This window comes from Arthrobacter sp. SE2 (assembly GCF_058244265.1).
In genome coordinates, this window is record NZ_JBZAYA010000003.1 from 180,127 (window position 1) to 195,022 (window position 14,896).

A 14,896-nucleotide genomic window follows, 5' to 3' on the forward strand; every position below is an offset into this window, starting at 1 on the left:
ACTCTTGAAAGAAGGAAGCTCCCTTGAATAAGGAATTCACTGTTGCGACGCGAGTCATCACCGGCCTCGGGAGCTTGGCGACGCTGCCTGCTGAACTTCAGCGGCTAGGCGCCGAACGCCTTGTTGTGGTGGCCGACCGGGGAATCGACGAGGTAGGGCTGCTCGATAGTGTTCTCCGTGATGTGCCACCAGAGATCATTGCTGGACGACTGCTCATTGGTCCGAATCCGGATGTTCACGCCGTCGAGATCTCGGCCGCAGAGGCGCGGGCGGCACACGGCGACGTTGTTCTTGCGGTCGGAGGAGGCAGCGCCCTGGGTGCGGCCAAGGCCGTTGCCATCCGGCTCACGAACTCTGGGCGCATCGACGAGTATGAGGGCGTCGGCCGGGTTAAGTTCCCCCCTGTACCTACGATCGCAGTTCCGACAACGGCAGGGAGCGGCAGCGAAGTATCAACTGTTCTCGTTTTGCACGAAGAGGGCCGGGAGGACGAACTCGTGGTTCGCTCCCCCGGTTGCGAGCCCCGCGTCGCCATACTCGACGGGACGGTCCTCCGCGGACTGCCGTGGGCCCCACTTGTTTTCGCTGCACTGGACGCGCTCTCACACTGTATCGAATCAAGTTGGGCGCGCCGCAGCTCGCTATTCACCGAGGCGTTGGGACAGCAAGCCGCCCAGACCATCATCGACACCCTTCCACTGGCCGTCGACGGAGTGTCTTCGGGCGCAAACGCCGCTGGCACGAATGACGACGTGCTGCAGCTATTGATCGAAGCCAGCTGCGCCGCGAACATGGCCTGCGGCAACAGCGGACTTGCACTAGTCCATGCCCTGTCAACAGCACCATCTGTGCACATCGCCCACGGGCTGCAGAACGGCATCCTGCTCCCGCACGTGGCGATCTTCAATCGCCGGATCTCCTCCCCGGCGACACAGGCCCTCGTTGACCAGCTCGCTCCCCTGTATGAGCGCATCGGCTTCACGCCCAGATTCGCGGAGGGAGCCATCGGTCCAGCCGAAGTCGATGCCATGATCACAGCGAGCACGGGTCATCCGTTCCGGCTCAATAACCGCATCGAAGCCACCGACAGCGCACTCATGATGATCCTGTACAAGGCCGGCGCGCTGGTCCATCAGAACGTGTCCCAGCCATGACCGGCCACCCGCCAACGCAACTTCCCCCTGGATTCGCTCGCTTCGACCACGGGTCGCTGCAGTGCACCGTCGTCTCTGACGGTCTTATCAGACTCGGGCCCGCCCGAGAGAGCTTTCCCAACGCCGAACCGGCAGAAGTCGACCAATTACTCACTCGCCACTACCTGCCGACCGACGCCGTCCACCTCAACCAGAACGTACTCGTTGTCAACACCGGCGATACGCTCGTGATGTTCGACTCCGGCGTGGGCACCGATCCAGAACTCGGCCTGAAGACATTCGGTGACGAAGCAGGCCTCCTGATCCGCAACCTGCGGGCAGCCGGGATCGAGCCGGAACAGATCGACCTGGTTGCACTCACCCACGCACATCCCGATCACGCCTGGGGCCTGGCGGACGGCGCGGGCGCACCCCTCTTTCCCAACGCAAGCCTCGCCATCGGCCGAGCCGACTACCAGCACTGGACAGACCTATCGCGGGTCCCCGACGCACCCACCGAGCATCAGCAAGACCAGATCAAAGGAGCCCACAAGAACCTGACAGCCTACGATTCCCGCCTGATCTTGCTGGACGGCGGAGAACAAATCGCCCCGGGCATCCGCGCCATTGCCACACCGGGACACAGCCCGGGACACATGGTTTACGAAATCACCAGCGGGGACCAAACAATGATCTGTTGGGGCGACCTTTGCCACCACCAGGTGCTCCTGCTGGAACATCCGGAGTGGAACTTCATGTTCGACCATCACGGAACCGGAGCCACCGAACAACGGGTGCGGATCTACGACTACGTCGATGCCAACCGCTACGCAGTCTTCGGCTACCACTTTCCGTTTCCCGGCCACGGCCATCTGCGCCGCGACCCCGCCGGGTTCACCTGGATCCCATCGGACCTACCGCGTCGACTGCCGGAGGCAAGCAAATGACCACCGGCGGCGGGGATTTCGGGGCCCGCCATCTGATCGTACAGGCTTGCCGGGTGCTCAAGGCGAACGGACACGACGACTACATCTGGGGCCACGTCTCCGTGCGCGACGAAGCCGGCCGGGGGTTCTGGATGAAACCCGCGGGGTTCGGATTCGAAGAGGTTCGCGAAGACGACGTCATTCTGATCGACGGCGAAGGCAACATTCTTCAAGGGGACCGGCCACGCCACTCGGAGTGGCCCATTCACACCGAAATCATGGCGGCAAACCGGGAAATCGCCGGCGTCGTGCACACGCATCCACCGCACTCTATCGCGTTGGCTGCGACGGGCCTGCCCCTTCGAGGGCTGTCACACGCCGGAACACTGTTCACCCCTCCTGACGTACCAAGATTCGACCTGACGGCGAACCTCATTGTTGACCGGTCTTTGGGCGGCGCCTTGGCCCAGACCCTCGGCGACCAGAGAGCGGCGTTCATGGTCAACCACGGCATCGTCACGACCGGAGAAACCCTCCAGGAGGCCGTTGTACGTGCCGTGCTGCTTGAAAAAGCGTGCAGCCAACAGTTGCTTGCACTAAATGCCGGCACCGGCCTGACCTGGCCATCCGATAAGGAATCACTGGCCAAACGGGAGACTGTCTGGCCACCCGCCCACCTCGAAGCCCTGTGGGGGTACCTCGTGCGCGCCCTCCCCACCGAACCGAACCGCTAGACATTCTCAGGAGATCCAATCGTGAAGACAACCACCACCCTCAACAACACCGCCCTCGCGGCCACGCCCATGTGGATCGGAGGCAGAGCAGCTTTGGCATCCGACGGCTCCACCATTGATGCCGTCAATCCAGCTACGGGCGAGCTGACTGCCAGATTCCCGGCAGCCACCGCAACAGACGTAGATGCCGCAGTGGTCGCCGGAAAGCGTGCCAGTGCGCAGTGGAAGAAATCGACCCCGGAAGAACGCAGCGCCGTGCTCACGCGGCTGGCCGCGGTGATCGAGGAGCACGCCGAAGAACTGGCCGATCTCGACGTCGCCGACAACGGCAGCCCGATCCGCGAAATGCGCCGCGACGCCGGCATGGCCGTCGACAGCCTGCGCTACTACGCCGGCCTGACGCTGCAGCTGCGGGGCGAAACCATCCCCTCCAGCTTCGATCGAATCAACTTCACGCTACTGCAGCCGTACGGCGTTGTGGCCCGGATCATTCCTTTCAACCACCCGTTCATGTTTGCGGCATCGAAGATAGCCGCACCCCTCGCTGCCGGCAACGCGGTGATCGTGAAGCCGAGTGAGCACACCAGCCGTTCCGCTCTGCGACTGGGAGAACTTGCACAGGGCATCATTCCCGAAGGCCTGCTGAGCATCCTGACCGGTTACGGCCACACAACCGGTGACGCCATCGTGCGCCACCCCGACATTCGGCGGCTGGCCTTCATCGGCTCTGCCGACACCGGACGTGCCATCCAGGCCACAGCCGCATCAGTCGCTGTCAAGAATGTCACGCTCGAGTTGGGCGGCAAGAACCCACTGGTCGTCTTCGCGGACGCAGACATCGACAAGGCCATCCTCGCAGCACAGCGCGGCATGAACTTCACCTGGCAGGGACAATCATGCGGGTCCACCAGCCGCCTGATAGTACACCGCGATATCTACGCAAACTTTATTGATACCCTCGCCGAGAATATCGAGGGGATGAAATCCGGCTCTCCGACCGACGAATCAACCCAAACCGGGTCCATCGTCAACGCGGTGCAGTATGACAAGGTCCGCAGCTACATTGCCATCGGTCACGACGAGGGAGCCCGCCTGATCGCAGGCGGGCAGACACTGACAGAGGGCGAGTTTGCAAACGGCTTCTTTGTCCGCCCAACGCTATTCGCCGATGTTGACCCTCAGTCCCGTCTGGCCCAGGAAGAGATTTTCGGCCCGGTCCTGGCAGCGATGCCATTCGATGACTACGACGGGGCGCTTACAATTGCCAACGGCGTCCGGTACGGCCTCACCGCGAGTGTGTTCACCGAAAACCTCCGCACGGCCCACCGCTTTGCACGCGATGTGGAGGCCGGTTACGTGTGGGTGAACGAGGTATCCAAGCACGTCCACGGCACCGCATTCGGCGGCGTCAAGGACAGCGGGCTGGGACGCGAAGAAGGCATCGAGGAACTCATCTCCTACACACAAGCCAAGAACGTCCATCTCAATTTTGAAGACTAAGCAACCTGTCCTGTTCCAGAAAGCACAATCCGCTTGATCAGTACATGAGTTTTGGCACTCAAGAGATCAACCATCTCTAGCCACGGCGAGACGCCCGCGGAAATTTAACTGACCGACCTAGACGCCGACGTCATTCCCGCGGGCGCCGCGCCAGGTGACCTGACAGGGGACGTTCCTTTGCCGAGCCGCGGCGTGCGGTCGTCTCGAAATACGCGACTGCGGGATGGCCGGCCCCGCGACGACCGGGCGACTAGACGCTCACCACCCATCCGTCGTCGAACTCCCTGTCATGCTGCCCAGCAAACACTGCTCCACGCCTCCACCCACAACAGCACTAAGCGCTCTGCGCCTCTCCTCACCGCCATCGGCTGTCAACTGGTGGGAAGCCCGGGGACAGCAAAGCCCACCAGTTCCTCCAACACGCCTCGGAAGCAGACTCGAATTACACCTGGCCAAGCTCAGCGACCAACTCATCGGCTGCGGAATGCTCGCTGGCTGGAACATGGACAAGAACACCACCTACCAGGCGCCGGGTTGGAGCTCCCTGAATCTGGACCGATCGCTGGCACTCAGCGTTGGGTACCAGCGATCCAACACGACCGCTTCGGGGCCGGTTCCGGACCACTTTCCTTGCGTTGGGGACGAACTAGGCGGCGCTTGATCTTTGGAAAGTTCCGACCACTCGAAAGAAGCCTCACCAGCCGCGAGCTGAGCCGGATCCTGGACACGAGCAATCAATGAATCCGCCTGAAAACGCACTAGTCCTCCTGCCTGCCCGGACCGCCACGACCGGCACGCCCATCGACGCGGCATTCACCATGGCGAACGTCATGCGGTAAGGCCACGGTCTGCTCCCCTACGTCCGGGAGGAATCGGAGTTGCTCCAGACGGGCAACTAGTTGCGTGATCTCGTCATATTATCGAGCTATTGACGTCGAGACTGCGTTATGCGAGCATAAAGATGCGTGTTGAGCGCATATGCCCCCGGAGTTATCGTGACTGAGGGAGCGACATCTACGACAATGAGGTTGAGACATGGCCGTCCCCATCAAGGCAACACTGGAGAAGATCCCCGGCGGGATGCTTCTTGTTCCACTACTTCTCGGTTCCCTACTCGGGACCTTCGCGCCGGGAACCGCGCAGTTCTTCGGATCGTTCACCGGCGCGCTCTTCACTGGGAGCACCACAATCCTTGCGGTGTTCTATGTATGCATGGGTGCAAGCATTGACATCAAATCCACTCCCTACATTTTGAAAAAGGGCGGCGTCCTCCTCGGTTCCAAGATTCTCCTCGCGGTGGTCATCGGCTTGATCGCAGGACGATTCCTTGGCGAATTGCCCATCTCTGGCGGTTTCTTCGCCGGTATTTCTACGCTCGCGCTGGTAGCCGCATTCAACGACACCAACGGCGGGATGTACATGGCTTTGATGCGCCAGTTCGGCAAGCCTAAGGATGTTGCAGCGTACTCCGTCATGACACTGGAATCCGGCCCGTTCCTGACCATGGTTACACTCGGCGTTGCCGGCCTGTCCGCGTTCCCCTGGCAGACGCTCGTCGGAGCCATCCTGCCGCTGCTGCTCGGTGCCATCCTCGGAAACCTGGATCCAGAAATGCGCAAGTTTTTGGCGAGTGCCGCACCAGTGATGATCCCTTTCTTCGCACTTGCACTTGGTTTCGGCCTTAATCTCCAGATGGTCTGGACCGCAGGGCTGCTCGGCGTACTGCTTGGCCTGGCTGTCCTGTTCTTGGGAGGCGCCGTGCTATTCCTCGCTGACCGACTTACCGGAGGTACGGGAGTCGGAGGCCTGGCCGCCGCAACGACAGCCGGCAACGCTGCGACCGTACCGGCACTGGTCGCCGCAGCCAACCCTATTTACGCGCCCGCAGCGGGTCCGGCCACCGTTCTCGTTGCAGCTTCCGTTGTCGTTACGGCGATCGGCGCGCCCCTGTTCGTCGCATTCTGGGCCCGGCGGGTAAGCAAAAAAGAACAGCTGACCCCCGCGGAGGTGGCGACCTGATGAAACTCCTCATCGTCGCAGACGATCTCACAGGCGCAGCTGACGCAGCCGTTCCTTTTGCCCGCACCCGCGAAACCGCAGTCTTGGTCCAACCTGGTACCAGTTGGCCCGCCGCTGAAGTTCTGGCGATCAACACGGAAAGCCGCTACCTGGACGAACGCAGCGCCCGGAAGAGCGTCGGCGAAATCGTCGCCAAAGCCACCCGGCAGGGTAGCTTCCGAGTTTTCAAAAAAATTGATTCCCTGATGCGCGGAAACGTAGGCGTGGAAATTGCAGCAACCCTGGAGGCGCTGAGTCGGCCCGATCACCCGGTGCTGGCGATCGTTGCCCCCGCCTTCCCCCGCACCGGACGAGCAACGATAAACGGAAGCGTTCACGTCGAGGGAACCGCTGACTCCTCCAATATTGACATCGGAAAAGTACTTACTAGCGCTGGGCTGTCACACGCTCTTGTCTCAAGAGACCGTTGGACGCATGCAGGGTCCCTGTCAGAGGTGTTTCAAAAGGTTCTCGCGGCGCACATCGACACGGTCATCGTGGACGCCCGGGACGACGTTGAACTTTCAGCCATCGTTGCCGCAGCCGGGGACCTTGGAGAACAGGCCATCCTTGTCGGATCCGGTGGCATCGCCGGACGGCTTGCGGCTTCGATGGGAGACAAAGGCAGTACGCCCGTCCCGGATGTACTGCACAGGAAGGCGGAGCAGCAGGCTCAAGGCAACGTCCTCGTCGTCATTGGTAGTTATGCACCAACCAGTGCAGCCCAGTTGACCGAACTGGTTCGGGCAGGCTTCGAACACGTTCACCTTGACCACGCCGCGAGAGCCACAAATTCCGACGCAATCGACGTCAGCTCGACGATCGTTGCTCTGCGCAACGCATTCAGCCGCGGCGGTGCGGTCCTCACCCCGGACCCGACAGCACCCCTCGACAAAAAGCAAGCAAAGACCATTGCCGCAGCGCTGGCTGCCACAGTTCAGTCAGTCCAGGCCGAGGTCTCCTCCTTCGTAATTTCGGGCGGCGAAACAGCCTACTCCATCTTGGACCACCTCGGCGTACCTGTTCTCAACATCCGGGGAGAAATTCTGCCGGGTATCGTCGCCGCCGAAATGCCAGGACTCAAACAGCCCTTCATCACTAAGTCAGGGGCGTTCGGCGACGTCGACGCCCTCACATCAGTCGTTGAATATTTGGAAGACCACATGCACACAGCAACCGAAGGAATACAGTCATGACCCGTCCGATCGTGGCAATCACCATGGGAGATCCCGTTGGGATCGGTCCCGAAATCATTGCCAAAGCCATGCTGGACCCCGCACTGCACGAGCAGGCCCGCGTGTTCGTCATCGGTGATCTCGCCCGTCTCGAAATGGCAATGAAAATTGTCGGCAGCCCGCTCCAGACGCGCCGCATAGACTCAGTGGGGCACGCGGTGTTCGCCCCTGACACCATCGACTGCTTCGACATTCCCGGCCTCGACCCTGAGTTGCCCTGGGGAGTTCTCTCCCCGGAAGCCGGCCACGCCGCATACCTCTACCTTGAAAAGGCCGTTGAGCTGGCCATGAACCGCGACATTCATGCGATCTGCACCGCACCCCTGAATAAGGCAGCCCTACATGCGGGGGGCCACAAGTATCCTGGCCACACCGAGCTGCTCGCGGAACTGACCGGCACCCCCGAAGTCTCCATGATGCTCACCACGCCCAAGATGCGCGTGATCCACGTGACAACACACATCGGGCTTATCGACGCCATTGCGAAAATTGATGGGCCCCTCGTGTATCGAACCATCCGTCGCGGATACGACCTGCTCGTCCGTGCCGGGATCGAAAATCCACGGATCGCGGTCGCCGCAATCAATCCCCACGCAGGCGAGAACGGCCTCTTCGGTAACGACGAAGAGGCACTGAAGATCACCCCAGGCATCGAACAGGCACTGGCCGAAGGGATCGTCGCGGAGGGACCGCTCCCAGCCGACACGCTATTCTTCAAAGCCGGGCGTGGTGACTACGACCTCGTCGTTGCCATGTACCACGATCAGGGTCACGGACCCGTGAAGGTCCTCGGCCTCGAAAACGGCGTCAACATCACCGTTGGCCTGCCCGTGGTACGAACATCCGTAGACCATGGAACTGCCTTCGACATCGCAGGCAAGAACATCGCAGACCACGCCTCCATGCTCGAGGCCATCAGAGCAGCTGTCGAACTCGCTAGCGTACATGAAGGAGTGACACAATAACCTGACCATGAATGCCAAAGAGCGACGAACATCGATAGCGGCCACCCTTGAGATACGCCCTGCCAGCGTTGAGGACCTGGCCGAGGAATTCGGCGTCTCACTCTCGACCATTCGGCGGGATCTTGAGCGGCTGACCAGCACAGGCAGAATCCACCGTACCTACGGAGGGGCCGTCCCTGCTGTCCTCCCGCGCGAACAGAGCCTCCTTGAACGTGAACACATCGCCGGGGACGCAAAACGCAAAATTGGTCACTTCGCTGCATCACTCGTCGCTCCGAATTCGGTCAACTTGCTCGACGCCGGTACAACGGTTGGTGCGCTGGCCGAGAGGCTGAAGGGACGCAGCAACCTTACGGTTATCACCAACGGGATGACCTGCGCACGGATCCTTGAGCATGCCGAAGGTGTGGACCTCGTTCTGCTCGGAGGCTCCCTTCGGCACATTAGTTCCGGAACCGTCGGCCCCCTCGCCGAGGCGGCGCTGCATTCCCTCACGGCGGATGCAGCGTTCCTGGGGGCCGACGGCGTCGATCCGAACCGTGGGCTCAGCGAAAGCACAGACCAGCAAGCCTCCCTCAAACGACTCATGATCGACGCGGCCAGCGACATCTACGTGCTGGCCGACGCCACCAAACTGGGAGCCAAGACCGCCCATTGGTGGACAGCCATAGCCCGACCATGGACCCTGATCACGGACTCGGCCGCCACCCCCGAACAACTGGAATCATTCCGCAACCGGCCCGAAATTACGGTCCACGTCGTATCCGAATAACCCATCAGCTCTGCCCAGTCGAGCAGGAATGACTATTCATCGCCGTCGGGCTTGAGCTCATCCAATTCGCGGGCTGGCGCCGTTTACTCAGCGAACAGAAGGAGAAGCGCCGTGAGCACGGGTTGGTCAGCACTATCATCACCGCAGCCACAGACTGCACCAACCGGCCGTCATGGTCATCGGCGAAGTGATCCGCGTGCCCGAAGCCAACCACAATCATGCCTAGTTCTCAGCAGAGCTAGACCGCCTAGCGACCCCACTGCTCGGGCGTGAGTCCAGGAATACCGTCGTTCAGTTCCACGAAAACTTCAAGATCGAGACTCCTTGGTCTGTAGTCTCAGCTTGATCCTGCTCAGCAGGCTTGGCCTCAGGACGTTGCCTCTAAGCCTGGATATGAGCCGATGCGTTGCGGCGCGGCGGCTCATAAGCTGTGGCGGGGCGGACTGTCAAAGATGCTGTGGAGAATTTCGCGATGTTTGCGGCAGAAGGGCATGAGGTCCCCGAATCGTTCCTTGCCCCCGAAACGGTTGTATGCAACACGTACGGGTGGGTGGATCCGGGAGTCAGGGGCGCTTTGCAGACGAGCATTGCGGCTCGCAGCTGCTACCCTTACTGGCAGTCCGGGGGTTCGTGCGCCGCGGAGAGGTCACTGGCGCACCAGTGTCCGCAGGAGCTTCAGGGCCACGGAGATGGAATTGATGTCGACCTGGCCCGGTTTGGTCACCTCCGCGAGGGTGTCCTTGATGCGTCCCAGCTGTTCTTGGTGTCCGCGCTCCCACGCCACGATGCGTTCAACGGCATCGGTCCGGGCGGAATCAGGACCTGGGGTCATCTGCATGACGGAAATGGTCATGTCGCCCACCGCAGAATAGACGTCGTCACGCAGCGCTGCGCGCGCCAAGGTCTCCCATCGGCTCTGCCGAGGCAGGTCGGTGATACGAAGCAGCAGGCGTACCGCACCGATGCGGTGAAAGACTGAGTAATACACGTCGACGACCGTGGTGATGGGTTCGTGCACCTTCTCCGACACCAGGGATATGTCAAGAAGCCCGAAGCTCTCGAGCAGGTCCGAGGCGCGTTTGCCCAGCTCACGAGGAAGCCCGACGCGATCCCAGTGCGAGAGTTGCTCCTGGACGCGGTCAAGGTCGGAGCCGCGCAGATAGTCGGCGGTTCTGGTGCGCAGGCGTTCCAGGGTGGGCATGATCCTGTCCAGGGCCTCGGTGACCGGCTGGTCCCGATGGTCATGCGTGACGTACCAGCGTGTTGCCCGATCCAGGATCCTGCGCATGTGGATCGCCACTTCCGCCGCGTATTCGCTCGAGTATCCGGGTGGAAGGGCAGCCAGTTTCCCCACGATCCACGGCAGGTCGTACGCCTCGCGGACCACCACGAAGGCCCTGGCGACGGCCGCGGCAGTGGCGGTGGTTTCCTCGATGGCGCGGAAGGCGTACGTGATTCCGCCAAGGTTGATCATGTCGTTGGCCAGCACGGTGCAGATGATCTGGCGGCGCAGGGGGTGGGAGTCCAGTTCGGCGTCAAAGCGCTCCGATAGCTGGCGGGGGAAGTACCTGCGGAGTATCCGCCTGAACCAGGGATCGTCGGCGAGGTCGCTGGCGGTGAGTTCATTGGCCAGTTCGATCTTTGCGTAGGCGGCGAGCACCGATAGTTCCGGGGCGGTCAGTCCCTTGCCTGACCGTAGCCTGTCGTGGAGTTGTTCCGTGCTCGGCAGGGCCTCCAAGCCGCGGTCCAAGTCCGCGGCAGTCTCGAGCGAGTCCATGATCCGCTCAAAACCTGGACTCCACTCGAGCGCCAGGTGCCGGTCGTTGAAAAGGAGGACGTTCTGGTCCACGTTGTTTGCCAGGACCAGCCGGCTTACCTCATCGGTCAGGGAGTGCAGGAACCCCGCCCGTTCCTCGGCCCGCATCTTCCCGGCCGCGATCATCCGGTCAATGAAGATCTTGATGTTGACCTCGTGGTCCGAGCAGTCCACGCCGGCCGAATTGTCTATCGCATCGGTGCTCAGCAGGACGCCGGCGAGGGCCGCCTCTATCCGGCCGCGCTGGGTGACGCCCAGGTTTCCGCCCTCGGTAACGATCCGGGCCCTTAGCTCGTTGCCGTTGACCCTGATGGCGTCGTTGGCCTTGTCCCCGACGTCCGGGTGGTCTTCTGTGGAGGCTTTGACGTAGGTTCCGATGCCGCCGTTGTAGAGCAGGTCCACGGGGGCGCGGAGAATGGCCTGCAAAAGTGCGTGAGGTGCCAGAGATACGGTTCCCGGCTCGAGACCGAGGCACAGCCTGACCTGCTTGGTGATGTCGATGGCTTTGGCCCGGCGGGAGTGGACGCCCCCGCCTTCGCTGATCAGCGAGGAGTCATAGTCGGCCCAGGACGAACGGGGAAGGGCGAAGAGTCGCTTGCGTTCTTCGAAGGACGCTGCCGCATCGGGGTTCGGATCAAGGAAGATGTGCCGATGGTCGAATGCCGCCACCAGGCGGATGTGCGGCGAGAGCAGCATCGCGTTTCCGAACACGTCGCCGCTCATGTCTCCGATGCCGACGACGGTGAAGCCTTCGTTCTGCGGATCCATGCCCAGCTCGCTGAAATGGTGTTTCACGGATTCCCACGCGCCGCGGGCCGTGATTCCCATCTGCTTGTGGTCATATCCCACGGACCCTCCGGAAGCGAAGGCATCGCCGAGCCAGAAGCCGTATTCCCGGGCCACGGAATTGGCCGCATCGGAAAAGGTTGCTGTTCCCTTGTCGGCCGCCACCACCAGGTAGTAGTCATCGCCGTCATGGCGCACCACGCCCTCCGGCGGGACCACCGCTTCGCCGCGCGGCGTGGTGACCAGGTTGTCCGTCAGGTCCAGCAGCCCCCTGACGAAGATCCGGTAACACTCCAGGCCCTCGGCAAGCCATGCCTCCCGGTCCAGGGCCGGGTCCGGCAAGTGCTTGGGATAGAAGCCTCCCTTGGCCCCTGTGGGCACAATGACGGAGTTCTTCACGTTTTGTGCCTTGACCAGTCCCAGGACCTCGGTCCGGAAATCCTCGCTCCGGTCAGACCAACGCAAACCCCCGCGCGCCAGGGTGCCGAAGCGTAAATGGACGCCTTCCACCCGCGGCGAGTAGACCCAGATCTCGTACTTCGGCCGCGGAAACGGGGCACCGGCGATCGCGGCAGGATTGAGTTTGAAGCTCAGGTGGGCCTTGTCCCGGACGTAGTTGGTCCGCGTTGTGGCTTCCACGAGGTTCATGAACGTGCGCAGCAAACGATCTGCGTCAAGGACCGGAATTTCCTCAATCGCGGCCAGCAGCTCCTTCCGTGCCGCCGTGGTGGCCCTCAAGCGGCCAGACTCCTCCAGCCCGGGATCGAACTTCGCCTGGAACAGCGCCAGGAGCGCGCGTGTTGCCCGGACGTTGCCGATCAGCGTCTCTGCGATGAATCCGTACGAGTTGGTGGTCCCCAGCTGCTGGAGGTACTTCGCGTAGCTTCTGAGGATCGCGGCCTGCCGCCAGCCAACCCGCTCCCGGATGACGAGTGCGTCGATCCGATCAGATTCGATGTCCCCACGCATGGCGGCCGCGAAGGCATCCGCGAGCAGTCCGCTGGATTCCACAGGGTCAACGCCGCCCGGATACTTCACGCCGAGATCGTACAGAAACACATCCTGGCTGCTCCCCCGCCGGAGTTCAAACGGCCGCTGGTCCAGCACTTCGAGCCCGAGGTTGTGCAGGAAGGGCAGGATCTGCGTGAGGCTCCTGGGCTTTGTCAGGTAGAGGCGGATCCGGGCGTCCTCGACGAGCGGGGTCGACGCCACCTTCCTGACGTATACCGTGAGCAGCGGATCCCCGTGAGGCCTGCCGCCTGCACCGTCCAGGTCGAACGTCTCGAAATTCATGATGTCCACGATCGCGGATTCCACGTCGTACACCGCGCGATAACTCGGAGGAAACGCATCCGACCAGAGCCCGGTGAGCCTTGCGGCCTCCGCCGCCGGGAAGCGCTCACGGATCTCGTCCACGAGCCCGTCCGACCATGAGCGAGTGGCAGCAATCAGGCGCCGCTCCACCTCGGAAGGGTCGACGACGGCGGTGCTCGACGCCGGGGCGTCCGGCGCGGCACCCACATGGATGCGGAAGAACACTCTGGCCATGGGCGACTCGGTCAGACGGGCCTCGAAATCAATGGACTTCGCCCTGAAGGCACGCCTGAGCTCTTCTTCCATCAACAACCGAACGGCCGTGCTGTAGCGGCGGCGCGGGAAGAAAACCAACGCTGACACGAACCGTCCAAGACTGTCGGGCCGAAGGAACACACGGATCCGCTGCAGCACCTCGGCACGAAGAATTTCGCCGGCCAGGCGCGCGAGCTCCTCCGCTTCAATGTGGAACAGTTCGTCCCTCGGAAAGGTCTCCAGGACAGCCATCAAGTCCTGGGTCTCGTGGGACAGTGGCGTAAATCCCAGGCTCTTGCTGACTTCCTGGACCTTTTCGCGGATCACCGGAATCCGCCGGACCGACTGGTGCGCGGCGCCGTGCGTGAACAACCCCAGGAAGCGTCGCTCGCCGGTGACCCTCCCGGCCTCGTCAAACACTTGCAAACGCACCTCGTCCAAGTACGACCGCTTCAGGACGGTAGAGCGTACCTCCGAGGTGGCAAGCGTGAGTGCGTGGGGCCCTCGGAGCCTTGGCAGCCCGGACCCCGTACTTCCAGCGGCGTCCCCCGGCGGCCGCCTCAGCAGACCCAGCCCGGAATCGGGCCGCTCAGACAGTAGCTCCCGGCCGCCCGCCGTCGTGATTTGATATTCGGTGTAACCGAGGAACAGGAAATTGTCGTCGTCGAGCCAGAGGAGCAACTCACGGAGCTGTTCCAGTGACGGAACAACAGAGTTCGGGAACCCGTCCACCGAGACGACAGCTTCGGAGACCTTACCGTGTATGGCGGCGGCGTCTTCGGCGGCAACGCGAACATCGTCAAGCACAGTGCGCAGGTTCTCTGCGAGCTCAATCGCGGCGGCGTCGTCCGCCACCCTGCCGATCTCGGCCGCAATCCAGACCTCGGTTATGCCTCCTTCGCGGGCACGTCCATCTGAGGCTCCCTCAGTGGACGAATCGGTCCAGACGTCCAACAACTCGTGGGTGACGGGGTCCCGCAGGACTTGAAAGCTCGGATGCACCAGCAGCCGGATCGTGGCGTCGTCGCGCGTGAGCTCCGCCGTGACGGAGTGCACCAGATACGGGATATCATCGGTCACCACTGCAACGACACTGGCGTCCATTTCGTTCAGGATCCCGACGACGGCGTGGCCGGGCACCCGTGACGACGCCACTTTCAGATGGTGCTCCGCCCGTGCCTGGAGCGTCTCAGCGCCGTAACTCCGTAGATCCTCCGCGGGCACCTGCACGTAGTAGACGGCCAGAAAAGACTCGCTGGACTCAAGGGGACCATCCGACTTCGTGTGCTCCGCGGGCACCGATTTGCGTTCCATGTCACCGCGCCTCCACCGCGGGGTGCCACTCGCAAACTGCGCCTGACGATCCAGCCCCCGCGCCTCCCTTCATCATGGCTGGCTCACC

The 14,896-nt window shown here is 62.3% G+C and carries 9 protein-coding genes; 8 read left to right on the forward strand and 1 reads right to left on the reverse strand.

Annotated features, from left to right (window positions below; translation table 11 throughout):
- Positions 1–23 precede the first annotated feature (23 nt).
- From AC4CS3_RS05745 to AC4CS3_RS05780, 8 genes are all read left to right on the forward strand, one after another.
- Positions 24–1,154, forward strand: coding sequence for an iron-containing alcohol dehydrogenase (locus AC4CS3_RS05745; RefSeq protein ID WP_490782591.1), 1,131 nt, complete (start codon positions 24–26; stop codon positions 1,152–1,154).
- Positions 1,151–2,080, forward strand: coding sequence for an MBL fold metallo-hydrolase (locus AC4CS3_RS05750; RefSeq protein WP_490782592.1), 930 nt, complete (start codon positions 1,151–1,153; stop codon positions 2,078–2,080). Before AC4CS3_RS05745 ends, AC4CS3_RS05750 begins: the two co-directional genes overlap by 4 nt.
- Entirely contained in the window at positions 2,077–2,793 is a 717-nt protein-coding gene (locus AC4CS3_RS05755) for a class II aldolase/adducin family protein (protein ID WP_490782593.1), read from the forward strand. Before AC4CS3_RS05750 ends, AC4CS3_RS05755 begins: the two co-directional genes overlap by 4 nt.
- 21 nt (positions 2,794–2,814) lie before the next feature.
- Positions 2,815–4,293: an aldehyde dehydrogenase family protein gene (locus AC4CS3_RS05760; protein WP_490782594.1), complete on the forward strand. Its 1,479-nt coding sequence runs from the start codon at positions 2,815–2,817 to the stop codon at positions 4,291–4,293.
- 1,035 nt (positions 4,294–5,328) lie between these two features.
- A complete protein-coding gene (locus AC4CS3_RS05765) occupies positions 5,329–6,312 on the forward strand; it encodes a 2-keto-3-deoxygluconate permease (RefSeq protein WP_490782595.1) in 984 nt (327 codons plus the stop codon).
- On the forward strand, positions 6,312–7,547 hold the full coding sequence (locus AC4CS3_RS05770) for a four-carbon acid sugar kinase family protein (RefSeq protein WP_490782596.1): 1,236 nt from the start codon (positions 6,312–6,314) through the stop codon (positions 7,545–7,547). The genes AC4CS3_RS05765 and AC4CS3_RS05770 overlap by 1 nt, the downstream gene beginning before the upstream one ends.
- Positions 7,544–8,551: a 4-hydroxythreonine-4-phosphate dehydrogenase PdxA gene (gene pdxA / locus AC4CS3_RS05775; protein WP_490782597.1), complete on the forward strand. Its 1,008-nt coding sequence runs from the start codon at positions 7,544–7,546 to the stop codon at positions 8,549–8,551. Before AC4CS3_RS05770 ends, pdxA begins: the two co-directional genes overlap by 4 nt.
- A gap of 7 nt (positions 8,552–8,558) precedes the next feature.
- Positions 8,559–9,323 (forward strand): DeoR/GlpR family DNA-binding transcription regulator, encoded by a 765-nt coding sequence (locus AC4CS3_RS05780; protein WP_490782598.1) that lies wholly within the window; start codon positions 8,559–8,561, stop codon positions 9,321–9,323.
- Positions 9,324–9,969: 646 nt separating this feature from the next.
- On the opposite strand, the gene AC4CS3_RS05785 is transcribed toward AC4CS3_RS05780, so the two are convergent.
- Positions 9,970–14,808, reverse strand: a complete 4,839-nt coding sequence (locus tag AC4CS3_RS05785) for an NAD-glutamate dehydrogenase (RefSeq protein ID WP_490782599.1) — start codon at positions 14,806–14,808, stop codon at positions 9,970–9,972.
- Positions 14,809–14,896 lie beyond the last annotated feature (88 nt).

Bases quoted from the DNA above. Each gene is read 5' to 3' on its own strand.
- AC4CS3_RS05750 (WP_490782592.1), top strand. From the start codon at position 1,151: ATGACCGGCCACCCGCCAACGCAACTTCCCCCTGGATTCGCTCGCTTC.
- AC4CS3_RS05755 (WP_490782593.1), top strand. From the start codon at position 2,077: ATGACCACCGGCGGCGGGGATTTCGGGGCCCGCCATCTGATCGTACAG.
- AC4CS3_RS05765 (WP_490782595.1), top strand. From the start codon at position 5,329: ATGGCCGTCCCCATCAAGGCAACACTGGAGAAGATCCCCGGCGGGATG.
- AC4CS3_RS05770 (WP_490782596.1), top strand. From the start codon at position 6,312: ATGAAACTCCTCATCGTCGCAGACGATCTCACAGGCGCAGCTGACGCA.
- pdxA (WP_490782597.1), top strand. From the start codon at position 7,544: ATGACCCGTCCGATCGTGGCAATCACCATGGGAGATCCCGTTGGGATC.
- AC4CS3_RS05780 (WP_490782598.1), top strand. From the start codon at position 8,559: ATGAATGCCAAAGAGCGACGAACATCGATAGCGGCCACCCTTGAGATA.
- AC4CS3_RS05785 (WP_490782599.1), bottom strand. From the start codon at position 14,808: ATGGAACGCAAATCGGTGCCCGCGGAGCACACGAAGTCGGATGGTCCC.